Annotated in this window: 17 protein-coding genes; 8 read left to right on the top strand and 9 right to left on the bottom strand. The window is 37.2% G+C overall.

The annotated features are described in order from the left end of the window. Positions 1-9 precede the first annotated feature (9 nt). Complete coding sequence (locus K7G76_RS09270) at positions 10-951, top strand: NAD-dependent epimerase/dehydratase family protein (protein ID WP_223033921.1); 942 nt, start codon at positions 10-12, stop codon at positions 949-951. Here the strand turns inward: K7G76_RS09270 and meaB are convergent. Then, positions 946-2034, bottom strand: coding sequence for a methylmalonyl Co-A mutase-associated GTPase MeaB (meaB, locus tag K7G76_RS09275; RefSeq protein WP_223033922.1), 1089 nt, complete (start codon positions 2032-2034; stop codon positions 946-948). The two genes, K7G76_RS09270 and meaB, sit on opposite strands and share 6 nt — an antisense overlap. Further along, positions 2027-2593, bottom strand: a complete 567-nt coding sequence (locus K7G76_RS09280; protein WP_223033923.1) for a DUF2911 domain-containing protein — start codon at positions 2591-2593, stop codon at positions 2027-2029. Before K7G76_RS09280 ends, meaB begins: the two co-directional genes overlap by 8 nt. Before the next feature lie 169 nt (positions 2594-2762). Here K7G76_RS09280 and K7G76_RS09285 point away from each other — a divergent pair, with 169 nt between their 5' ends. From K7G76_RS09285 to K7G76_RS09300, 4 genes are read left to right on the top strand one after another with little or no spacing between them, the layout of a single operon-like run. Next, positions 2763-3314, top strand: a complete 552-nt coding sequence (locus K7G76_RS09285) for an RNA polymerase sigma factor (protein WP_223033924.1) — start codon at positions 2763-2765, stop codon at positions 3312-3314. Beyond that, positions 3298-3882, top strand: a complete 585-nt coding sequence (locus K7G76_RS09290) for a hypothetical protein (RefSeq protein WP_223033925.1) — start codon at positions 3298-3300, stop codon at positions 3880-3882. The genes K7G76_RS09285 and K7G76_RS09290 overlap by 17 nt, the downstream gene beginning before the upstream one ends. A 12-nt stretch (positions 3883-3894) precedes the next feature. After that, entirely contained in the window at positions 3895-5448 is a 1554-nt protein-coding gene (locus tag K7G76_RS09295; RefSeq protein WP_223033926.1) for a hypothetical protein, read from the top strand. 29 nt (positions 5449-5477) lie between these two features. Then, a complete protein-coding gene (locus K7G76_RS09300) occupies positions 5478-6170 on the top strand; it encodes a peptidoglycan DD-metalloendopeptidase family protein (RefSeq protein WP_223033927.1) in 693 nt (230 codons plus the stop codon). Here K7G76_RS09300 and K7G76_RS09305 read toward each other — a convergent pair. The 7 genes from K7G76_RS09305 to K7G76_RS09335 all read right to left on the bottom strand — a co-directional run bounded on the left by K7G76_RS09305 (position 6167) and on the right by K7G76_RS09335 (position 19231). Continuing rightward, a complete protein-coding gene (locus K7G76_RS09305; RefSeq protein WP_223033928.1) occupies positions 6167-6925 on the bottom strand; it encodes a T9SS type A sorting domain-containing protein in 759 nt (252 codons plus the stop codon). The genes K7G76_RS09300 and K7G76_RS09305 overlap by 4 nt on opposite strands. Positions 6926-6935: 10 nt before the next feature. Then, positions 6936-11510 carry a malectin domain-containing carbohydrate-binding protein gene (locus K7G76_RS09310; RefSeq protein WP_223033929.1) on the bottom strand — a complete coding sequence of 1525 codons (4575 nt, stop codon included), beginning with the start codon at positions 11508-11510 and terminating at the stop codon, positions 6936-6938. A 208-nt stretch (positions 11511-11718) separates the two neighbouring features. Then, a complete protein-coding gene (secA, locus tag K7G76_RS09315) occupies positions 11719-15072 on the bottom strand; it encodes a preprotein translocase subunit SecA (protein WP_223033930.1) in 3354 nt (1117 codons plus the stop codon). Positions 15073-15230: 158 nt separating this feature from the next. Further along, complete coding sequence (locus tag K7G76_RS09320; protein ID WP_008637498.1) at positions 15231-15452, bottom strand: DUF2795 domain-containing protein; 222 nt, start codon at positions 15450-15452, stop codon at positions 15231-15233. Between the two features lie 109 nt (positions 15453-15561). Beyond that, the gene (locus K7G76_RS09325; protein WP_223033931.1) at positions 15562-16134 is read right to left on the bottom strand and encodes a cob(I)yrinic acid a,c-diamide adenosyltransferase; all 573 of its coding nucleotides are present in this window, start codon (positions 16132-16134) and stop codon (positions 15562-15564) included. Between the two features lie 467 nt (positions 16135-16601). Continuing rightward, a complete protein-coding gene (locus tag K7G76_RS09330; protein WP_223033932.1) occupies positions 16602-17369 on the bottom strand; it encodes an O-methyltransferase in 768 nt (255 codons plus the stop codon). 2 nt (positions 17370-17371) lie between these two features. Further along, positions 17372-19231, bottom strand: a complete 1860-nt coding sequence (locus K7G76_RS09335) for an ABC-F family ATP-binding cassette domain-containing protein (RefSeq protein WP_223033933.1) — start codon at positions 19229-19231, stop codon at positions 17372-17374. 1100 nt (positions 19232-20331) lie between these two features. Here K7G76_RS09335 and K7G76_RS09340 point away from each other — a divergent pair. Genes K7G76_RS09340 through K7G76_RS09350 form a run of 3 tightly spaced genes read left to right on the top strand, consistent with a single transcriptional unit; the run spans position 20332 to position 24924 of the window. Beyond that, the gene (locus K7G76_RS09340; RefSeq protein WP_223033934.1) at positions 20332-21126 is read left to right on the top strand and encodes a polysaccharide biosynthesis/export family protein; all 795 of its coding nucleotides are present in this window, start codon (positions 20332-20334) and stop codon (positions 21124-21126) included. 2 nt (positions 21127-21128) lie between these two features. Next, the gene (locus tag K7G76_RS09345) at positions 21129-23606 is read left to right on the top strand and encodes a GumC family protein (RefSeq protein WP_223033935.1); all 2478 of its coding nucleotides are present in this window, start codon (positions 21129-21131) and stop codon (positions 23604-23606) included. Between the two features lie 34 nt (positions 23607-23640). Continuing rightward, complete coding sequence (locus K7G76_RS09350; RefSeq protein WP_223033936.1) at positions 23641-24924, top strand: nucleotide sugar dehydrogenase; 1284 nt, start codon at positions 23641-23643, stop codon at positions 24922-24924. Positions 24925-25066 lie beyond the last annotated feature (142 nt).

Raw genomic sequence — 25066 nt, forward strand, 5'->3', positions numbered from 1 at the left:
TTATTGTATATGAAAGTATTAGTAACAGGAGCAGTTGGTTTTATTGGTTCGCATACTGCAGAGCGTTTGTGTTCAATGGGTTTTGAGGTTTATGGACTCGATAATTTTTCGCCCTATTATAGTGAGGAATTAAAACGATTGAACGAAAAATCACTTATAAAAAACGGGGTTACCATGTTAGAGGTAGACTTGCGTTCAAATAATTTGAGTGAGATTTTGCCTAACGATATTGATTATATTTTCCATTTTGCTGCCCAGCCCGGAATTTCCTCAACATCTACTTTTGAAGACTATTTTTCCAATAATATTTTGGCAACCAAAAATTTAACTGATTATGCGCTGTCATTGACTAACTTAAAACTGTTTGTCAATATTGGAACATCTTCAATTTACGGTTTAGAAGCTACGTTCCCCGAAGATAAAGCACCAAAACCAGCTTCATATTACGGTGTAACTAAACTGGCAGCAGAGCAATTGGTTTTGCAAAAATCTAGAGAGAAACAACTGAAAGCCTGTTCTTTGCGACTGTATTCCGTTTTTGGACCACGTGAACGACCAGAAAAAATGTATACCAAATTAATTGCTTGCGGGTTCAACAATGAAGCTTTTCCATTGTATGAAGGTAGTGCAGAACATTTACGTAGTTTCACCTATGTAGGTGATATTGTAGATGGGGTAGTTAGTGTGATTGGTAAGGAGGATATTGTTAACGGTGAGGTTATTAATCTTGGAACTGAAACAGAGCATACTACTAAAGAGGGTATAGAAGCCGTTGAGCGGGTAATGAATATGAAAATTGAAGTTAACCATGTTAAAGCTAGGGCAGGAGATCAGCTGCGAACAAAAGCAAACATAGATAAGGCGAAAAAGTTATTGAATTATAATCCTGAAACAACACTATCAGAAGGTGTTGAAAAACAAGTGGATTGGTACAAGAAAAATTTCCTATAATCCTTGCTTTAAGTTTAAGAGATATTCTGCAGCTACAAATGGAGTGGTTTGGTTGGCTTCTATAAGTTTAAGCTGCTCAACTAAAGCTGTTTTTATCGTGGGGTGATTAAAAAACGCACTCTGTAGATTGTCTTTTATAGTTTGGATTAACCAATACTTATTTTGCTCTTGCCTTCTTTCAGAAAAAAAGGTGTTTTCTTTAGTTAATTCAATATAATCTTCAATGGTTTTCCAGATATCTGAAATCCCTTCATTGTTTAAGGCACTACAAAGTTGAACTTTAGGTGTCCAACCAGAAGCTTTTTCTGGATAGAGGTGGAGGGCACGATTAAACTCTACTTTGGCTAATTTAGCATGTTTAATATTGTCATTGTCAGCTTTGTTTATGGCAATGGCATCTGCCATTTCAATGATCCCACGTTTTATACCTTGAAGCTCATCACCAGCCCCTGCCAACTTAAGAAGCAAAAAGAAATCAACCATACTATGTACAGCAGTTTCACTTTGTCCTACACCAACAGTTTCAATTAGAATGGTATCAAATCCAGCAGCTTCACATAAAATTATGGTTTCACGTGTTTTTCTGGCTACACCTCCCAATGAATCGCCAGAAGGAGAAGGTCTAATAAATACATTGCTGTCTTTAACCAAATCCTCCATGCGGGTTTTGTCACCAAGAATACTTCCTTTTGTAATGGAACTACTCGGGTCAATGGCCAATACAGCAACTTTTTTACCTAAAGCAGATAAGTGTTTCCCTAAAGCTTCAATAAAAGTACTTTTGCCAACTCCAGGAACTCCGGTTATGCCAATTCTAACGGACTTGTTAGCGTGCGGTAAGCATGCTTTGATAATTGTATTGGCTTTCTCTAAATGCTTACTGTTTTTACTCTCTACTAACGTGATAGCTCTACTTAATGCAGTAACTTGCCCTTTTAAAATTTCAGAAACCAAAGTCTCGGAAGAAACCGATAGCAAACGTTTTTGTTTAATTTTAAGTATGGCTTTGTCATTAGTGATTTCAGGATCTGAAATACCTTCTTGTTCTGATAATGCCGTTTTATGTCTCCCTTTTTTAGTCAAAAGTTTTTAAAGGTATACCAATTTTGGTGTTATCCCAAGCCATGGTTAAAGATATACTGTCCAATGTATTGTTAAAGCCAATGGTAAATTGTTCTACGATCTGATTTAAGCGTTCAACAGGAACTGAAATATGTACAACATCAAACTCGGGTTCCCGTAACGGATTCATTTTGGCATCTACACCCCAAGGATATTGTTTGCTGTTAAACATAACCTGCCATGTAGAATCGTTAGGTATGGTCCATAGCGTATACTTTCCTGCTGGTAGCGAGTCGTTACCAATTTTTATAGGTTTTGAGCATTTAAAGGTAGTAGCCTCATTAGCACCAGTTCGCCAGACTTTGTTGTAGGGAACCAAACCGCCAAAAATGTCTCGGCCACGTTTTGATGGTCTATTGTATACCACTTCAAAGACTAAATCATTTTCTATAAGCTTAACAGTATCTATTGGGCTCTTTCTTTTGGCCAAAAGGCTATCGTCCACAAAATAAGAATATAAAAAAAGACTCACTGCTATGAGCACCAATAAGCCAAAAAACCATCGAAATTTATTATTCATTTCCCCAAAAAAATAGTGTTATAAAGATACTTTAAATGTTATTTGTAATAAAATAGTAAACCATAAAATTAATACAAATTTTTATCTGTAAAAAAAATTATATCTTTTTTGCAACATCAGAATTTTTTGTTCGTCTTTAAGATGAACTAAACCAAAAACCAAACAGAGCATGTTTCAAGTTGACATTGTTGAAAAATGCAAACAAAACGATCGTAAAGCGCAAATGCAGTTGTACAACCAGTACTGCAATGGTATGTATAGTGTTGCTAAGCGGTTTGTAAAACATGATGCCGAGGCCGAAGATGTTGTTCAGGATGCTTTTATTAAAGCGTTCACTAAACTCCATCAGTATAGTGCAGAGGTAACGTTTGGGGCTTGGTTAAAACGTATTGTTGTCAATACTAGTATTGATGCTTTAAAATCTAAAAAACAACGTCTTGTTGAATTAGAGGATGTGCACTTAAAAGTTGTTGATACTGGAGATGATGACAAATGGTTGGCAGATGATGCTGTGAGCATAGACGAAATAAAAGAAGCTATAAATCAACTGTCTGACAAATACAAATATGTCGTTATGTTGTTTTTAATTGAAGGTTATGATCATCAAGAAATTTCAGAGATTTTAAATATTTCTGAAGTGGCTTCAAGAACACAGCTATATAGAGGTAAATTACAGTTGCAAAAATTGCTAAAACAAAAACAAAATGGCACAGGATATTAGAAAATTATTTGAAGAGGCGCGCAACAATACAGAAGATAAAATGTCTTCAGGTCACGAAGCACGATTCTTAAAAAAGTTGGATAGCCAATTACCAATTAAGAAATCCAAAAGCTTTAATTGGTTGCAAATAGCAGCCAGTATAGTAGTTATTATGGGATTGGGATACGGTACGTTCACCTATTTTAATAATCCAATAGAACCTGTTAAGGTTGTCGATACTAATAAAAATCAGGAGGAGCCTACAAAAAGCTTGGGTGATATTTCACCAGATTTAAAAAAGGTTGAAGACTATTATTTGGCAAATATCAATTTAGAGTTGTCAAAGGTTAAGCTAACCCCTGATAATAAAGAGTTAATCGATGGTTACATCAGTAGGTTGGACGAGTTAAATAAGGAATACAAACGCCTGTCTATAGAACTTACCGAGTCTGGTGCTAATGAGCTAACTGTAAATGCCTTAATTACCAATTTAAAGTTTCGTTTAAACCTAATGTACCGTTTAAAGGAACAATTAAAGTTACTGAACGAAACTAACGAGAGTCAGAATCCCAACAAGATTAATGCATAAAACAATCAAAAAATGAAAACAGTAAATATATTAAGTATACTATTTTTCTTAACCATAAGTGTTTCGGCACAACAACGTTTAGAAAAAATTTCACAATCAGTTAATGTAAATGATAATGTGACTATTAATCTCAACACAAGTCAAACCAATATTATTATAGATACTTGGAACAAAGATATCATAGAGGTTGAGGCTTATATGGAGAGTAACTCCCTTACAAAACAAGAACTGGAAACCTATTTAAAAGGATGGAAGGTAAATGTTGATGGATCTAAAGATAACGTTACCATTAGTTCTAATGCTTCAGGTATATCTTGGACAGAAAGTGTAGGTCTTCTTGAATTGGAATCAATAGATGCATTACAAGATCTAGAAATTGAATTGGCAGAATTAGAAGTGCAATTGGCTAAAATGCCAGAGCTATCGTTTTTAGAAAACATGAATTTTTCTGATATGCCAAAAATGCCAAAAATGCCTAAACTACCAGATTTGCCAGAAGGTATGAATAACATTAATTTCGATTTTGATAAATACGAAAAAGAGGGAGAAGCCTACATGGACAAATGGAGTAAAGAGTATGGAGAAAAGTATGGTGAAGCTTATGCCAAAAAAATGGAAAATTGGGCTAAAAAAGTAGATAGAGAGGCTTTAGCTAAATACGAAAAGGAAATGGAGAAATGGGGTGAAGAATTTGGTGAGCGATTTGGTGAAGAGTTCGGAGAAAAGTTTGGCAAGGAAATGGAAGCTTGGGGCGAAGAGTTTGGTGAGCGATTTGGAAAAAGTATGGAAGCCTGGGGTGAAAAGTTCGGTGAAGATATGGAGAAATGGGGAGAAGAATTTGGTAAGGAAATGGAAGAACGTGCCAAGGTTTATGAAGAGCGTGCAAAAATAATTGAAGAGCAAGCAGAAGCTAACGAAGGATTATTTAAAGAAAGAGAAGAAGCATATCGTGCACTTTTAGAAACAGAATCCAAAAAGAATTTGAATATTAAGAAAACCATTAAGATAAAAATCCCAAAAGATGCTAAACTAAAAGTTAATGTGCGTCATGGTGAATTAAAGTTTTCTAATGTGATACACAATTTAAAGGCCGATTTAAATCATGCCACCTTTTTGGCAAATAGCATTGATGGAGAAAAAACCTCCATCAATGCTTCCTATACATCGGTATTTGTTAAAAACTGGAATATGGGCGAGTTAAAATTAAATTTCGTTCAAGACGCCATACTTCAGGATGTCAATGGTATGGTTTTAAATTCCAATTCGTCTAATATAGGAATTGATAGATTGTCTGGAAACGCTATAATTAATGGTAGCTTTGGCGACTTGGTTATACACAATATAAATGACAACTTTAATAATTTAAACATAACTTTAGATAATAGTAATGCTGCAGTTAAATTGCCAAAAAGTGATTTTAAGTTGCAATATCAAGGCAAGAATTCTTATTTAGAGCACCCAGAAAACAATAAGGGGAAATCGGTTTCTTCATTTAATTTGGGGAGCATAGCTAATAATAAAACTATTGTAATAAACGCAAAATATAGTAAGGTAATCATGCAATAGTTTTTTATTTTTGGGTTTTCATGCTGTAAATGAACGCCACTCAATTTTCTTCTTTTTTAAACGGTATTAGCAAAAAACCGTTATATGTTTTAGATAAAGCCATTCCTTTAAATCAGTATACACCTATTAATTTATCTGAAACCAATCCAGATTTACTAGCATTTAATGTTTCTAATTCCCAAGATTGGGAAACGTATTTAGATGCTTATCTACAAAACAATCAGTCGCAAGTAGCTTACGGAGGTTATGCGGAAAAACGCAATATATACAAGCGCAGTTCATATTTTAATGTATCTCATAAAGATTTGGAACGCAATATTCATCTCGGAATAGATTTATGGTTAGCTGTAGGAAGTTGTATTTATGCACCTTTAGACGGTACAATTCATAGTTATGCCAATAATGTTAATCATGGAGATTATGGGCCAACTATCATTCTTAAACACACAATTAAAGATGGGGTGTTTTATTCATTGTATGGACATTTAAGTTTAGAATCTATAAATAATCTAACCATAGGGCAAGCTTTCAAAGCTGGCGATTGCTTGGCTACGCTTGGAGATGCTAAAGTGAATGGTGATTATGCGCCGCATTTACATTTTCAGATTATTCGAGATATTGGTAATTACAAAGGCGATTACCCTGGCGTGACTAGCCAAAAAGATTTACAGTTTTATTTAAACAATTGTCCAGACCCTAATTTGCTACTAAAATTGCCTTAATGTGATACTAAAAGTTTACTAACGTTTTGGTTACCATCTATGGTTTTAACAGTTAAAAAATATAAAGAACTAGGTAGTGCAGATGTATCTATAACGATTCCTTCAGGAGTTGTAGAACTGCTATCCATTTGCTTTAAAAGCACCGTTTTACCATCAAGGGATTGTATTGTTAATGACTCAATAGCGGTTTGATTATTGGTAAGTTTAATTGTTACCGTATCTTGTGCTGGATTTGGATAAATAAAAATAGCTGTTGAATTATTAAATGTTTCGACAGATAGGGTTTCTAAAAGAATGTCATTTGCGGTTCCTAAAATATCACTTCCAGAGCTGTTTATTACTACAGTACCATCGGCAGCATCATAATTGTGAGCAATGGATATGGCTTGCGTTTCATCGAGAACTTCAAATTCAATAGTAAAAATAATTTCATCAGTAGTAATGTTTCCAGATAAACTAGCTGCCTCATATTTTACTAAACCAGGTGTGCCAGTATTATTAACTGGAGTAAAATCAAAAGCATATACTGGAGTTAAACCATTAAGTTGAATAACACTAGGGTTATAAATAAGTTTTATTCGTAATGCATTATAGGGGTTTCCAGTAGATAGTATAGAATAATTAAATGTTTGTCCATTACTTAATGGAGGAGTAACATCTACTGTTGCAACTAAATCAACTGATTGGGCGCTTAAACTCATGCTTATAAAAAAGAACAAGGCAACTTGTAGAAAATATGGCTTTAATTGTTTCATCTTTTAAATTTTAATCATTTTGAGTATCACCAAGTAATTGATAGTTTCCAGAAAATAATCCAAGGTCAAAAATATTTATGGTTTGGTTGCCGTCAAAGTCAGCCCGCGAATCAAAACCAGAATCACCATCGCTTAAGTTGTAAGTGCCAGCAAAAATTCCCAAATCAAAAATATTAACGGCATTATCATTATTAACATCACCTGCCAGTAGCATCGGGATAATTTCTGTTCCGTTGGCATTTACAGCTACTATTTTTAATTGTTGTAAATATTGAGGATGTTTTACTAAAACCTTATAGGTACCCTTACTAATAGTTGAACTCAAATTAATAGTGCCACCCGAACTTCCAGTTTCATTAAAAGTATAGGCAGGTGTTATTAAATCGTCCATAGTATAAAACAAAACAGAGTAGGAGCCACTATAGTCTGATCGCCCTTGTAGACTTACACTTAAATCTACGGTGTATTCCGGAATTAAAACATCAATGGTCTGGTCACATGATAATGAGGTGTTACCAGAAGCATCCGTAGCAGTCCAAGTAATAGTTGTTGTGCCCAATGGGAATGGATCTGTAAGCAATAACCCATCAGAACGTGAAAAGTCATAAGTAATAGCACTATCGCAATTATCTAATGCCGTAGGATTTGATATAACGATATTAGCTTCTGTAGTACCAATCGGTATCTCCTCAACAAGGTTTATAGGACATGTTAGGGTTGGTGCTTCCGTATCGTCTAAAACGGTCCATTCAAAAGATTGGTTAACATCTAAACTTCCAGGTTTTTTTAGGGTTACTGTAACTTGATGCACTCCATCGTTATTGGGGCCACCAAAAACAGCGGTTTCGTCAATAGTGCCAAATATTAAACCGTTTGTAGGTTCTATGGCAATACCTAATGGTTGTCCCGAAATTTCATATGTTAAATTATCTAAAGGATTACCGCCAGATCCTTCGGCTTGAAAATCTGAAATTTCTAATTCACAGTCTATACGGTCTGCTAGAGGTTGTAATTCCAATTCAGGGTATTGAATACCTAAAATTTCAATACCATTAACTAAAGGGTTTTGTAAATCAGAATGTATAAATCCTATTTCCAAAGCGCCTCCAGTAACAGTAACATTAAATTGTTCCATGCCCCCAACTTCATGACCAAAACGTAACGATAAATCAAGGTTGGCTATTTTGCGTTCCCCTTCAATATCAACATGAAACAAACGCTCACCGGGTTCCGATGTACCACTGTATAAGTTAGCAAAATATAAATTAACAATATAATCACCATCTGGGACATTAATAGCATAAATCATGGGATAGTCAGGCCCACTGTTACTATGTTGACTACTTAAAACAGTAGTGTAAGTACTGCTATCCATGTAGTCGGGTATGGATGCGTCCCTGTTATTATAGTTTACACTACCATTAAACGGATTACCTGAAGCCACAACAAACGACTCACCATTACGGGTTATATTGTCTTCCCAATTAGGGCCGCCATCTGTAGCTACTACTTCAACACCACCGGCATTTATTCTAACTATTGGAGTAAAAATATCGGTGAGTTCAGCAGTTATATCAGCCTGTATTGCAGAATTGTTACCAGAGTGGACAACAGAAATAGCTGCGGTTTTTGAGCCAATAACGGCATCAGAACTAAAATCTATAGGGATAGTTACAGATGAACCTGGGTTAATGTTAAAAGGCAAACTTACATCAGTAGAAAACAAACTGCTATCAGCTCCAGTAAAGTTAATTGCAGTAACCGTAATTACGGTATCTGTTGGACCACCTTCATTATTTAAGGTTAGGTATTTTGTGCGTTGCGAATTAGTAACTGGAGTCAATCCAAATTGCAACGGATCTGGATTAATGGATATAATACCATCTAGATTTTCATAAACCTCTATAAAATCCCATGTCGCCGTAAAAGAGTTTGGTGTAGTTTGCGAACGTGCTGTTGAAATCAAACCAACTGCTAAACCTTTATCATCAGTATCATCTAAAAATGCTAAAGGAATCGTTACAGGACTGCCCAAAATAATTAATGTTTGGCCATCATCTAAAGAGTAAAAAGGCTGTGCCAATAAGGTAGCGGGATCAATAGATATATATAAATCAACCGAACCCGAATTTAAAATATTGGGTATATCAAAACTAGTGTTAGACGTTACAACTCCTCCAGTTTCCAATAGTACTTGTAAACCATTAACGTTGTCGCTATTGTCAGTGCCATTCATCAACACAAATTTTAGATAGTTATTTTGATCGCCTGTTCCTAGCTGTATACCATAGGATTGAAAATCTAGGGGGTTGTTCTGCATACCATTTGAGCCAAAATATGGCGATTCAATTCTAGAGTGTACGGTAAAGGCATTTGAATTAACATCCACATTTACACCAAATTGAAAACCATAATCTTGGTCATTGTTATTTTCAAAAGCGTCACCTCCAGTAACACCATCAACAGTAGCTTTTCCCGCAGCACCCCCAAAAGACATCTGCGTTTCATTAAACTGGTCAAGATAGTCTGTGTTGCCAGTTGGATCTAACATCAAGCCCGTAAAGCCAAGCCCAAAAAAGCCGGTACCGGGATCATTATTCCAAAACGGGTAGTCAATAGGCAGGTTTGTAGTCGTTCCGTTATGGGCATCTAGAGCAAAAGCATCATCAACATCTAAAATACCATCATTGTCATCGTCAGGATCATTTAAATCAGAAATAAAATCACCATCATTATCTTTAGGTTTGCTACTTTGTGAACAAATATTGGTATTGTTATCAATCTCATCTTGATTTGTAAACCCATCATTATCGGTGTCAGCATTGGGGTCATAACCAGGATCGCCAGGTTGTAAGCAGGTTATATCTGAAGGTTCAAAAATGGTTATACTATTGGAACCATAGGTTGCTGCCCAAACAGTGCCTGGAAAAATATCATCATCACCTTGTGCAATAACATCTAAAGGAATACTTCCAAAACCGTTAAAAGTAATGTCATGCTCCAAAACCGTATTGCCAGAAGCGTTAAGTACGTACCTGTTAATATCACCATTAAATGAAGCTGTTAAAATATTACCTTGCATGGCGCCCGAAAAATTACTGGCAGTGTACTCAGTAATACCATTTGTTGAAGATGAAATGACATCTAAAATATTATTTCGCGGGCTGGATACCGGTTCATCTACCAAATATTCACCCAGTTCAGGTTGATCTGGAAAATCATTGATTGTAAACGAATTATTAAAGTAACCTGAAGTGCCAACAAGTAAGGACGCTAAATCATGGTTGTTAGTTGCTACCCAAGAACCCTCAATTTGTTCATACGAAATAACATGGGCTCGCGAAGGAAATGCTAAAATGGGAATAGGATGCCCACCATAATAGGTTCTGTTTGCATCATTAATAGTACCAACAAAGTGCAGCGGATCGCCAGAGAATTCACTACCGCTCTCATTCATTTCATTGGTAATATAGTGCAAATTAGGATTATAGGTAATAGTGCTTTCATCTCCCAAATAGGTGTCTGTAGCACTATCATAAATTCTAGGAACGCCACCCCAAAGTGCATTGGGGCCATTGTCAGACGTGTAAATTCTATTGTTTTCTGTTACCACCACATCATAAGCGTTTCTAAAACCAGGAGCAAAAATTTGTAAAGGGCCACCTGCTTCTGGAAAAGCCTGATTTAAACTATTGTTTCCACCAAAAGGATCACCAATATCAATGGTTGCATTGTACATAGGATGTCCTACCGGATAGGGGAATTCAGGATGGGTATTGTCAATATCCTGACGTAAAGGGTCATTTAACGTAGGTAAGTCGTATACATATTGGGTATTCGTTCTAGGGTCGGTATAAACAGGCATGCTCTCTAAATCGGTTAAATTGACTATAAGCATGGAAGCCGATAGGAAAAATTCTGGAGTGCCTGCAAAATTATTACTTGGTGCGCCTTTGTTGGTTTGTCCGCCTTGCACGATGAGTAAATAATCGTTTCCGTCTTTGTTAAACATATCCAAACCATTTATGGCATGGTTCTCTTCACAACGTGGTAAGCCTCGAATTAAATCAACCTTTTCCCAAACACCATTTACTTTTGTTATTCGGGATAACATGCTGGAGTTCGTGTCTAAGTTTGAATCATTTCCAGCAGAACCACCACCCAGTAAATAATCAGATGATGTTACATATAATACAGGGTTTTGAGCTGTTCCTGCTGTCATGATTCCAGTTACCAGACGTTGTTGACTAGGATTGAACTCTCCTAAATCGTTATGGTTTGGAATCCCAGTTTTAATGATGTTTATTTCTTCAGTATCTATTACGGTGTAAGTACCTTCACCAGCAACAGCATTATCACGTTCAATGGTGTAGGCATATATAGTACCATTTTGTTGTGAGACATACAACCTATCGTCAGGGCCAAAGTCTAACGACGTAGGATTTAAAACACCTTCATTTTGTAAGCCTGTTGATCCAAAGCTAATGGATTGGGCAGCCATTTGATTACTAATGGATAAAACTAAAGTTAGGGCTACTAGAATAGGAAAATAGCACCTACTTGTAATATACGATAATACCATCATAATTTTACTTTTCGTTTACTTGTGCTATTAATCGAAAAAGCTTTTTTATTAGGAAAGTTGTCTATTGTAAATTTACTAATAACAAGAAATCTACAAGAATGTGAACGGTGTTTTTCGTTAAAAAGAAAAAAATATCGGTTTTAAAGTTTATTCCAAAAAAATACCGCGTCAAAAAACGCGGTATTAAGGATATAATGATTTTGAAATATTATTCAACCAAAACCCAATCGCCTTTCGCAATTAAAGGTTCAGCTTGTTTATATTTTAAGGTTTTATTTTCGCCACTCATAACGTGTTTGATAGTCACACGGTCATTGCGCCCAATTTTTGGTCGGTCCCTAACGATGGTTTCTACAACTTCAGGTTGACGTTGTGTATTACCGGCAGCTCGACTTTGGGCAGCGCGCTCATCCATATTTGGAATATCCTCTTTTTCCGTTTTCAAGGTTTCCTTTTTACGGGTTTGACGGGCTTCCTGAATAGCATTGGTGGTTTCGGTAGGTAATTCACCTTTAAACAAGAATGAAATTACATCTTTGTTCACCTGATCAATCATGCTTTTGAATAATTCAAACGCTTCAAACTTATAGATTAATAACGGATCTTTTTGCTCGTGTACAGCTAGCTGAACCGATTGCTTTAACTCATCCATCTTACGCAAATGGGTTTTCCATGAATCGTCTACAATGGCTAGGGTAATGTTCTTTTCAAAATCGTTAATCAGCTGTTTGCCATTGGTTTCATAAGCCTTTTCTAAATCGGTGATAACCTGAAGGTTTTTTACACCATCAGTAAAAGGCACCACAATACGTTTAAATTTATCGCGCTGTGTTTCGTAAACATTTTTAATAACGGGGAAAGCAATCTCGGCGTTGCGCTCCATTTTGGCACGATAGTGTTCAAATGCGGCTTTGTAAATAATACCTGCTAGCTCTTGAGCGCCTAGTTTTCCAAATTCATCCTCTGAAACTGGTGCACTCATGGAGAAATAACGAATCAATTCAAATTCGAAATTTTTATAGTCATTAGCAGCTTTGTTGCTTTCCGCAATACCTTCAGAGGTGTCGTAAATCATGTTGGCTAAATCCACTCGTAAACGCTCACCGTGTAAAGCATGACGACGTCGTTTGTAAACCACTTCACGTTGCGAGTTCATAACATCATCATACTCCAGAAGCCTTTTACGAACACCAAAGTTATTTTCTTCTACCTTTTTCTGTGCACGTTCTATAGATTTTGAAATCATGGAATGCTGAATGACTTCACCTTCTTCCAATCCCATTCTATCCATCATTTTGGCAATACGTTCACTACCAAATAAGCGCATTAGATTATCTTCTAAAGACACATAGAATTGTGAGCTTCCAGGGTCTCCTTGACGTCCAGCACGACCACGTAACTGTCTGTCCACACGTCGAGAGTCATGACGTTCGGTACCAACAATGGCTAAACCGCCAGCACCTTTTACTTCTTCTGATAATTTAATATCGGTACCACGACCAGCCATATTGGTGGCAATGGTTACCTGGCCAGCATTACCGGCTTCGGCTACAATTTCGGCTTCCTTTTTATGTTGCTTGGCATTAAGGACATTATGCGGTATTTTACGAATACTCAACATTTTTCCTAACAATTCTGAAATTTCTACAGATGTTGTACCAATTAAAACCGGTCTTCCAGCTTGCGACAGTTTAGTAACTTCATCAATGACAGCATTGTATTTTTCGCGCTTGGTTTTATACACTAAATCTTCACGGTCGTCTCGAGCTATAGGTTTGTTGGTTGGAATTTCAACAACATCCAATTTATAAATTTCCCAGAATTCTCCAGCTTCGGTAACCGCTGTACCGGTCATACCAGATAACTTTCGGTACATTCTAAAGTAATTTTGAAGCGTTACCGTTGCAAAGGTTTGGGTGGCATCTTCAATTTTTACATTTTCCTTGGCCTCAATGGCTTGGTGCAAACCATCAGAGTAACGGCGACCATCCATAATACGTCCCGTCTGCTCATCAACAATCATGACTTTATTTTCCATTACCACATACTGAATATCCTTTTCAAATAAGGCATAGGCTTTCAGTAATTGGTTTAGGGTATGGATACGTTCAGATTTGACACCAAAATCCCTAAAGAGTTCTTCTTTTAAGTTGGCTTCTTCTTCCGATGTTAAGCCTTGAGATTCTATTTTGGCAATCTCGATACCAATTTCGGGCATCACGAAAAAGTCAGGATTATCTTTACCTGATAAGTGCTCGATACCTTTATCGGTCAATTCAATTTGATTGTTTTTTTCTTCAATTACATAGTACAGTTCTGCATCTACTTTAGGCATTTCACGGTTGTTGTCCTGCATGTAAAAGTTTTCAGTCTTTTGAAGCATTTGCTTGATGCCTTCTTCACTTAAAAACTTAATAAGCGCTTTGTTTTTTGGCATACCACGATACACACGCAGTAATTGAAAACTTCCTTCTTTGGTATCACCTTCGGCAATTAATTTTTTGGCTTCGGCTAAAACACCCGTAAGATATTTACGTTGTACCGAAACAATATCTTCTACTTTAGGTTTAAGTTCTACGAACTCATGGCGGTCGCCTTGCGGAATAGGTCCTGAAATAATTAAAGGAGTTCGGGCATCATCAATTAATACAGAATCCACCTCATCTACAATGGCATAGTGGTGTGGACGCTGAACCAAATCGTCAGGGGAGTGTGCCATATTATCACGTAAATAATCAAAACCAAACTCGTTGTTGGTACCGTAGGTAATATCGGCACGATAGGCTTTTTTACGAGCAGCTGAATTAGGCTGGTGGTAATCAATACAATCTACACTTAATCCATGGAATTCAAAGATAGGAGCCATCCAGGCGCTATCACGTTTAGCAAGGTAATCGTTAACCGTTACCAAATGCACACCACGACCAGCTAATGCATTTAAGTAAACTGGTAGTGTGGCAACCAAGGTTTTACCTTCACCAGTTTGCATCTCGGCAATTTTACCTTGGTGCATAGCTATACCACCTATAAGCTGTACATCGTAATGTATCATATCCCAAGTAATAGGCTTGCCGGCAGCATCCCAAGAGTTGGCCCAAATAGCTTTGTCGTCATTAAGGGTTACATAGTCTTTTTCGCCCGATACTTCACGGTCAAAAGTATTAGCGGTAACTTCTATTTCGGTATGGTGCACAAAACGCTTGGCAGTTTCTTTTACAACAGCAAAAGCTTCAGGGAGAATGTCGTTTAAAATAGCCTCGGTTACTTTGTAAACCTCATCTTTTATAGTATCTATTTCGAGATAAATGTCCTCGCGCTCATCGATATCTTCGGTAGCTTCCGCTTTTGCTAAAAGGTCATCTATCTTTTCATTAAGCGGCTTTCGGGCTTCGGCAATTTGGGCTTTGAAATTAGCTGTTTTGGCACGTAGTTCGTCATGTGATAAGCCTTCTAAAGCAGCTTCGTGCGATTTGATTTGTTTTACTATTGGCATAATGGCGTTGACATCTTGTTTCGATTTGTCGCCTACAAATACCTTAAGTACAGAATTTAAAAAACTCATGTGTTGTATGTTTTAATTGTATCAGTATAGTAACTGATAGTAATAGTTTTTCTTTGAGAATTAACGCTCCCAAAGATACCGTTGTTCGGTTAATTTTTATAATTAATAGACACAAAAAAAGCCTCAAAACGAGACTTTTTTATATGTTGTTTAAACTATTAATATTCGTCCTCATTCCAGAGGTAATCTTCGTCTGTTGGATAATCAGGCCATATTTCCTGAATCGATTCGTAAGAATCCCCTTCGTCTTCAATAGATTGTAGGTTTTCAACTACTTCCAACGGAGCACCAGTTCTAATGGAATAATCAATTAATTCGTCTTTAGTGGCTGGCCAAGGTGCGTCACTTAAATATGATGCTAATTCTAATGTCCAATACATTTGTAATGTGTTTTAATTTTTTGCAAAAATAAATTTTTAGTTTAAATAGGCAAGAAAAAAAACAATTAATTACGCATTAATAAAAAGAACGTGGTTGTTTACAAAAGCCTTAGTGTTTTTCTGGAATCCATTTCACTTCATCGGCTTGCAGTTCATAGGACAACTTTCGTGCCAATACAAATAAATAGTCAGAAAGCCGATTTAAATACATTAAAGCCAAAGGGTCTATAGGCTCGATGTCGTTTAATGCCGATGCTAAACGCTCAGCTCTACGGCACACACAGCGCGCAATGTGACAGAATGACACGGTTTGGTGGCCACCAGGAAGGACAAAATGTGTCATTTGTGGTAATGCGGTATTCATGGTGTCCATTTCGGTTTCTAAAAGTTCAATATTGGCTTCCGAAATTTTAGGAATGTTTAAACGTTCTTTACCACTTTTTAAAATAGCCTTTTCAGGATCTGTGGCTAAAATGGCGCCCACTGTAAACAAGCGGTCTTGTATATGGATTATGATGTCTTTATAGTGTTGTTTAATGTCTTGGTCGCGAATTAATCCTAAATGTGAGTTCAATTCATCTACCGTACCATAACTATCTATACGAATATGGTGTTTAGGAACACGGGTTCCACCAAATAATGCTGTGGTTCCTTTATCGCCTGTTTTTGTGTAAATTTTCATGTGGTAAAGTTAAACGTAAAAAGTGTAAGGGCAAAAGGAATAAAAGCATTAATTATAGTAGTTAGATTCTTGACTGTGTTCTGAATAACAATTAACTGCAATTGTCACACTGAGCCTGTCGAAGTGCATTCAAACATGGATATACTATCCAAAAATCAAAAGCTTTTCAATTGTCATTGCGAAGGAGGAACGACTGCGGCAATCTCTTACAACGTTTAAGCACTATATAAATTTTAAAAGAAATTTTTAAAATGAGATATTGAGATTCTTCGTTTCACTACGTTCACCCTGAAATCGAAGATTCGACGAAGTCAATGACAACGACTTTAACTTATCACATTGAAATTACCGATATTTATGTCACACTGAGCCTGTCGAAGTGCATTCCAAATCATAAAAGCATTCAAAATGTCATTCAGAAGGAGGTTGAAAACCGACTGAAGAATCTCTTGGACTAAAATTAATAATCAAACTCGAATCTTAAAATGCTCTTTGGCTTGTTCCTTTCTGAAAAACACAAAACCCCAAAAATACGTATCAATGGTTACGGTTACTTGTGGATGTTGTTTAATGGTTTCCCAGGCTTCCGTCATGCCTTTGGACCAATAGATATCATCAAAAATAAAAACGGTATCGTTATGAATTGTAGGGAGAAGTCTCTCAAAATAATCCAGCGTTGCGGTTTTGGTATGATTGCCGTCAAAGAAAATAAAATCGAAAGTCTGACTGCTAAGGTCAGGCAGGTGGGTGTTAAAATCACCAGTTAATAATGAGATGGCGTTGTGGTTTTGTAAGTTTTGTTTAGCAAATCTGGATAAGTTTGGACAACCTTCAATACTGGTAATTTGGGCTTCAGGATTTCCCAAAGCCATGGCCTGGGTACCGATGCCTAACGAGGTTCCCAGTTCTAATACATTATGGGGTCTAAAGTATTGTGCCAAACGGTATAATAGCTTACTGCGTTTTAAGGAGGTTCCAGAAGTTTTTGCAATGGTAGAGACTTGTCGTTGATTGGATGGTTGGGTTTTAGAACCAGGTCCCAGATCGGTTATGGATATAATATGGTCATTTTGTAATAGTTGCTCGCGATAGGTAATTAATTTGGAATAATCTTTATAGACTGTTTGATCGTAAAAGCATTGGGTTACCAAATTGTAGACAAAAGGGGAATGCACACCATGTTGATTGGTGGACGCCAACAAAAATTTAAAATAGGATATAACAGCGTGCCACATGATTACGGTTCCATTTTTTCCATAAGTTCCAACCAGCGCATTTCCTTTTCTTCAATGGTATCTAAAACAACCTGTAATTTTTGGGACAAGTCTTGAATGGCTTCATTGGATAAATCAGGATTTAGAAATTCGTCTTCTAAAGTTTTTTTATCGAACTCCAAGGATTTTAATTTGCTTTCTATGTTTTTAAACTCTTTTTGCTCATTATAGCTTAAGGCGTTGTTACTGTCTTTTTTCCATTGTTTCTTTTCCTTTTTAGGCGCGTCGGTCACCAGGGGCTCTTGGCTGTCCTCATAGGCTCTAAAATCAGTATAATTACCTGGGAAATCATCAATCACACCGTTGCCACGAAATACAAAAAGATGGTCAACAATCTTATCCATAAAGTATCGGTCGTGTGAAACCACGATTAGGCAACCTGGAAAATCCAACAAAAAGTTCTCCAGGACATTTAAGGTTACAATGTCAAGATCGTTTGTTGGTTCATCCAGAATTAAAAAGTTGGGGTTTTGAATAAGCACCGTACATAAATACAAACGCTTACGTTCACCGCCACTTAACTTTTCAACAAAATCGTATTGTTTTTTACGGTCAAATAAAAAACGTTCCAACAATTGTTGGGCACTAATTTGCCGGCCTTTTTTTAAGGGGATATAATCGCCATAGGCTTTAATGACATCAATAACTTTTTGTTCAGGTTTTACAGGAATGCCGGCTTGGGTGTAATAGCCAAAATTAACCGTTTCACCAACCACAACTTTTCCGGCATCGGGTTTGATGCTTTGGGTCAATATATTAAGAAAGGTCGATTTTCCTGTGCCGTTTTTTCCTATAATACCAATACGCTCACCTTTTTTAAAGGTGTAGTCAAAGCCGTTTAAAATAACCTTGTCTTTATAGCTTTTGGTCAGGTTATGGAGCTCGATAATTTTACTGCCGAGACGTTCCATATTGAGTTCAAGCTGCACCTCATGGTCTTTGCGACGTTGGTGGGCACGATGCTTAATATCGTGAAAATCGTCAATCCGTGACTTGGATTTTGTAGTTCGGGCTTTGGGTTGTCGACGCATCCATTCCAGTTCTTTTTTAAAGAGCTGTTTGGCTTTGTTGGTTTCAATGGCTTCTTGTTCCAGACGGGCGTCACGCTTCTCTAAATAATAACTGTAATTGCCTTTGTAAGTATAGAGTTGCCCTTGGTCGAGTTCGATAATTTCGTTGCAAACACGCTCCAAAAAGTAACGGTCGTGGGTAACCATCAGCAGGGTTAACTGTTCTTTCGCGAAAAAAGTCTCTAGCCATTCAATCATTTCTAAATCCAAATGGTTTGTAGGCTCATCTAGAATCAACAGATCTGGTTTTTTAAGTAGCGCAAGGGCAAGTGCTAAACGTTTCTTTTGTCCACCCGAGAGTGTTTTTATGTGTTGTTGTAAATTGTCGAGTTTAAGCTGAAATAGAATCTGTTTATATTGGGTTTCAAAATCCCAGGCTTGATGGCGTTCCATATTGTCAAACGCCTTTTGGTAAGCTTCAGTGTCTTCTGGGTTTTCCAAGGCATTTTCATAGGCTCTAATTATGTCCAAGGTGGGGTTTTTGGTGCTGAAAATGGCAGCTTCAATAGTTAGGCTATCGTCCAGTTCAGGTTCTTGCGCCAAGAAAGCGACCTGAATGTCTTTGCGATACACAATTTGCCCAGTATCGGGTTCATCTTTGCCGGCAAGCATATTCAGTATGGAAGTTTTGCCTGTGCCGTTTTTAGCTATAAGAGCTATTTTCTGGTCTTTATGAATACTAAACGAGAGATTCTCGAAGAGTGTTAACTCGCCGTAATGTTTGGCAATATGTTCAACAGATAGGTAGTTCACCGCGTATTTTTTGCAAATAACGTAAAAAAATAAGGTTTTGGTTAGAATGATATAGAGATTCTTCGTTTCACTGCGTTCACTCTGAAATCGAAGATTCGACCTAGTCAATGACATTTTGCTTGTCATTGCGAGGAGGTCCAAATACTTTGGGACGACGTGGCAATCTCTTTCAGAGTACTGGTGTTATTTTTGAAATTGTTTTATTGTTTTGTTAGGTTGAGGGCAGTTGAGACTTAATTATATTCAAGTTTTAGTACTTTCTTTCTTTTTTTTAAACTCCCCTTCCTTTGTCTCCACCAGCTCCGACAAATTCATTGGCCTAGCGCCAGCTCGCTCCTGCGCTAAAATAGTCCGCTGGACTATTTCTTAACGCTTGGCCGTGTCTGAAGAGGGGAGCTAGTTTAGTTTTAGTTCATTTCCGAAGGGCTCCTCCCTTGAGTTGAAGGGAGGTGGCTAGGTTTGGTAAAACCTAGACGGAGGGTTTGATTAAAAAACGCTAATCGAAGTACGGCAATCTCATTTTCTCTTATTATGAGATCCTGAAACAAGTTCAGCATGACAGAGAGATTAGCTGCGCTGAACCTAAAGGTTTCTTCACTTTGCTTCGCTTGTTCTGAAATCGAAGACTCGACCTAGTCAATGACATTTTGCTTGTCATTGCGAGGAGGTCCCAATACTTTGGGACGACGTGGCAATCTCAAATTAAAATGGGTAAGATTTGAAATAGTAATACTTTGCAACAGTCAAACTCCTCTTTCTTTACTTCCGTTAAAACTTCAGTAAATTCATTGCCAATGCGCGAGCTCACACCTGTGCTAAAATAGTCCGCTGGACTATTTCTTAACGCTTGACCGTATTTAAAGAGGGGAGCTGTGCTAGTTATAATTAATTAACCAAGAGGCTCCTCCCTTCATCTGAAGGGAGGTGGCTAGTCTCGTAAGAGGCTAGACTGAAGGTTTGAAAAGCGTTCTACAACCTACCATATTTTACGATAAAGCGAAAAGCTTACAACGTTCATCGTAAAAAAACCAAAATTTAGGGGATATGTTTTGATATTCCTCGTGAAAGGCTATATTTGTGATGAAACCGATGCCCTAATTATGAAGCATTTATATATTGTATTTTTGGTTGTTATGGTCTGTGTCATGCAGTCCTGTATTCCCAATAAAAAGTTGGTATACCTACAAAACCAAGAAGCCGCTTTAGATAGTACATTAATTTTAACCGAAGCTCAAAAACCCTACCGTGTACAGATTAATGATATTTTAAATATTGTGGTCAAGGTCATGGATCAAAATAATGTACAGATTTTTAATCCAGCAGGTGAACGTCAATTAAACGCTAATGGTGAGGAGCGTGCTTTTTTTGATGGCTTTACGGTGGACTTACATGGCAATATTCGCATACCAGTACTCGGTGAAATAAATGTCTTAGGTTATACCACAGAAGAGATTGAGGAGTTATTGGAGAAAAAACTATTGGAAGAAGAGTTTAAAGAGACAGCCAATATATTTGTAAGTGTCAAACTAACGGGATTGCGTTACACGGTTAACGGCGAAGTGGGCAGTACAGGAACCCATACACTATACCAACCTCGTGTTAATGTGTTTGAAGCTTTGGCCAATGCTGGCGATATTACCGTCACAGGGAATCGCGAAGATGTGTTGATTATAAGGCAATACCCAAACGGACAACAGATCCATCATTTAAATTTATTGGATGTTAATGTCATGAAGTCACCCTACTATTATATTCAAATGAATGATATAATATATGTGAAGCCTTTAAAGCAAAAATCTTGGGGAACGGGTACAACAGGGCTTCAAACTTTGGGAACAATCATTACGGCATTGTCTTTGGTTACAACAACTTTATTATTGATAGATAGACTATAGACATGGCAGAATACGGATTCGAAGATAAGGATGTTGAAACTGGCGGGATGGCTTTCGATTTTAGAGGATTTTTGTTTAAAGCCCTCAATCTATGGAAATTAGTCTTATTGTCAATTGGTTTAGCACTTATTGTAGCTTATTTAATAAATGTACGGAAGCAAAATGTTTACCGATTAAGTTCTTTAATTTCCGTTGAGAACGATCAAAACCCGTTTTTTACGGCGAATACTAGTATTTCCTTTAATTGGGGTGGGGTGTCCGGTAAAATGGGGAAAACCATCACTACGCTAAAAACACGAACCCATAATGAAAAAGTAGTTGATTCTTTAAAATCGTATCTAAATTATTATGTGGAGGGTAAATATAATAAAATAGACGTTTATAAGCAGGCGCCTTTTGTTTTTGTCCCGGTTTTGAGTGAATATCAAGTTAGGGGTCATTTTATAGGTATCCGTTTTGTTAGTGAAAATACCTTTCAAATAGTTACTAATTTTGAAAATGAACAAGGTCTTGCCCAACGTTATGATACGAAGCAAAAAAAACCGGTTGATTTACCTCTGGGAGATTTTGTTAAGGAATACTCATTAGGCGATTTAATACAGTTACCATTCTTAAATGGTATCATAAACATACGTAATAATCGTGTTATAAAACCGGGATCAGAATTTTTTATAAGATTTTCTGATTATGATGGATTGGTTTACTCATATCAAAGAAATATCAAGGTTAGCCCATTTAATCAAAATTCTGCGTCTGTATTGGTTTTGGCACTTACAGGAAATAACAAAGCGAAAATTGTAGATTATTTAAATACAACAGCTGTTATTTTAAGCGAAACCGAACTGAAACGTAAAAACCAGTATGCAACCAATACCATTAAGTTTATTGATAGTAGTCTAGCAGCGGTAAATGATAATCTGAAAGATGTTAATGAGGAAATGAACCAATTCCGTAAGGAAAACAAGGTTTTCGATGTGTCGGAGGAAATGAATCAAATTTCTGAAAAACTGAAACAATATGAGGCTGAACGGGAGGCCGAGAACATTAAATTAGATTATTTAAAGACCTTGGAAACCTATCTGCGAACCAAAACTGATTATACTAATATTGCGGCACCAAGTTCGGTAGGTATTGAGGAGTCGAATATCCAACAATCTGTGTCTAAAATTACAGCTTTGGCTATTGAGCGTCAAAGCTTGGAATATACAACGCGGGAAGGTTCAGATCTATTTAAGGATATTGATAGAAGGATTGATGCCGAAAAGAATGTCCTATTGGAAACCATTGATGCCACCCGAAACACTATTCGAGTCTTGCTGCAAGGTCTAAACCGGAATGTAGCCAGTATGGAGGCAAAATTAAGTGAGCTTCCGGAAGACCAGCAGGAATATCTTAAGATTCAACGCAAATTAGATATCAGTCAGGAGGCCTATAATGTGTATATGGATAAGCGCAGTGAGGCTGCCATAGTTAAAGCGGCCAACATTTCAGATATTAGTATAGTTGATGAGGCCAAAGATATTGGAGGCGGACTTATAGGACCCAATAAGTCGTTAAACTATATGATGGGTTTGATGATAGGTTTTTTTACGCCTATGTTTCTCATTTTCATTATCTTTTTGCTAGATAATACCATACATGGTTCAGACGAGGTAGAACGGTTATCCAAAATTCCTATTTTAGGACTTATTGGTAAATACCGCTACCATAATAATTTAGTGGTGTTTGAGAAGCCTAAATCGGCAGTAGCAGAGTCCTTTCGCTCTATCCGATCGTCTTTACAGTTTATATTGAATAAAACTCCGCGTGATGATGGTCGAACCATAATGATTACCTCTTCGGTAAGTGGGGAGGGAAAAACATTTTGTTCTATCAATATCGCTACGGTGTATGCCTTAAGTGGTAAAAAAACCATCTTATTGGGGCTGGATTTACGGAAGCCCAAAATATTTGATGATTTTAATATTACCAACGATTTAGGTATGGTGAATTATCTTATCGGCGAATCGGATTTTGATACGGTTAGTCATAAAACTCATATCGATAATTTAACGATAGTGACAGCTGGGCCTATTCCACCTAACCCTTCAGAATTATTGATGAGTGACCGTATGCGAACGCTAATGACAGATTTACGGCAGACCTATGATATTATTATATTGGATACGCCGCCATTAGGCTTGGTTACTGATGCTTTGGAATTGGTTAAATATGCCGATACTTCTATTTTTATGGTACGCTTGGATTATACCAAAAAGGGTATGTTACAGCTTGTTAATGCCAAGTACAGGGCTGGGGAGATTAAAAACATCAATTTTGTCTTGAATTTTTATAAACATAAAACCAATCATAACTACGGCTATGGCTACGGCTATGGTTATGGCTATGGCTATGGTTATGGCGTGTATGGGAATGCCTATCATGAAGATGGTAAACTATCTGCCTTTCAAAAGGTTAAGCGCTTCATAAAGAGGTTTTAAAGTTTCAAGCTATTATTAATAATTGGGATTATATATGGAACATCATATTACTATTGTAGGTCTGGGATATGTAGGCTTGCCATTAGCAGTTGAATTTGCTAAGCACTATCCGGTAGTGGGTTTTGATATTAATACCAAGCGTGTAGTGGAGTTGCGTTCCGGTACAGACCGTACTTTAGAGGTGCCTTCACCCGAATTACAGGCCGTATTAGCGGTAGACAAGCAATCAAAAGGGCTTTACATTACGGACCAAGTGTCCGATTTGTCACAATCCAATGTTTACATTGTAACGGTTCCTACACCTACAGACGACTTGAACAAACCCATTTTTACACCTTTAATAAAGGCTAGTGAAAGCGTTGGAAGTGTTTTGAAGCAAGGGGATATCGTCATTTATGAATCTACGGTCTATCCGGGTGTTACCGAGGATATTTGTGTGCCTATTTTAGAGCGTGAGTCTGGATTACAATTTAATATGGATTTTTATGCGGGCTATTCCCCAGAGCGTATTAATCCGGGTGATAAACAACATACCGTGACTAAAATATTAAAGGTAACATCGGGCTCCACACCCGAAATCGCCAAAATTATAGACGATTTATATAAATCAGTAATTACTGCAGGTACCCATATGGCACCGTCTATTAAGGTGGCCGAGGCGGCGAAGGTTATTGAAAATTCACAACGGGATATCAACATTGCCTTTGTTAATGAGCTATCCAAAATTTTTCGCCTCTTGGATATTGATACCAAAGCTGTTTTGGAAGCGGCAGGAACCAAATGGAATTTTATTAAGTTCACTCCGGGTCTAGTAGGCGGGCATTGTATAGGCGTAGATCCTTATTATTTAGCGCAAAAAGCCATTGAATCGGGGTATAACCCCGAGATTATTTTGGCAGGGCGTAAAATGAATGATAGCATGGGCAGTTATGTGGCTACCGAAACCGTGAAAATGATGATAAAAAAGGGGGCAACCATTAAGGATTCCAGAGTATTGGTTCTGGGTATTACCTTTAAGGAAAACTGTCCTGATATTCGCAATTCTCGGGTTATCGATATTATTCGCGAGTTTGAAACCTATGATATTCAAGTGGATGTGTACGATCCTTGGGCATCGGCAGACGAAGTGCAGGAGGAATACGGTCTCGATTTAATTTGTAGTGATACATTGTTGGGCACTGACTACCAAGCTGTGGTTTTGGCCGTTTCTCATGATAAGTTTACAGATTTAAATATTCAAAACTTAAAAGCTCCTTCTGGAGTAGTTTTTGATGTAAAGGCTATGTTGCCAGCCGAGCAGACTGATGCGCGGTTGTAGTACTCTAAATCCCTAAAGAGGTTATTCATATGAACATGATTATCTATAGATTGAAGCCAAGTTGGGGCTCCTCCCTTTAGATAAAGGGAGTTGGATAAACTGTTGAAAACAGTTTAGACGAAGGGTTTGAAATAGTAATTAT

This window comes from Hanstruepera marina (assembly GCF_019880635.1).
GTDB lineage: Bacteria > Bacteroidota > Bacteroidia > Flavobacteriales > Flavobacteriaceae > Hanstruepera > Hanstruepera marina.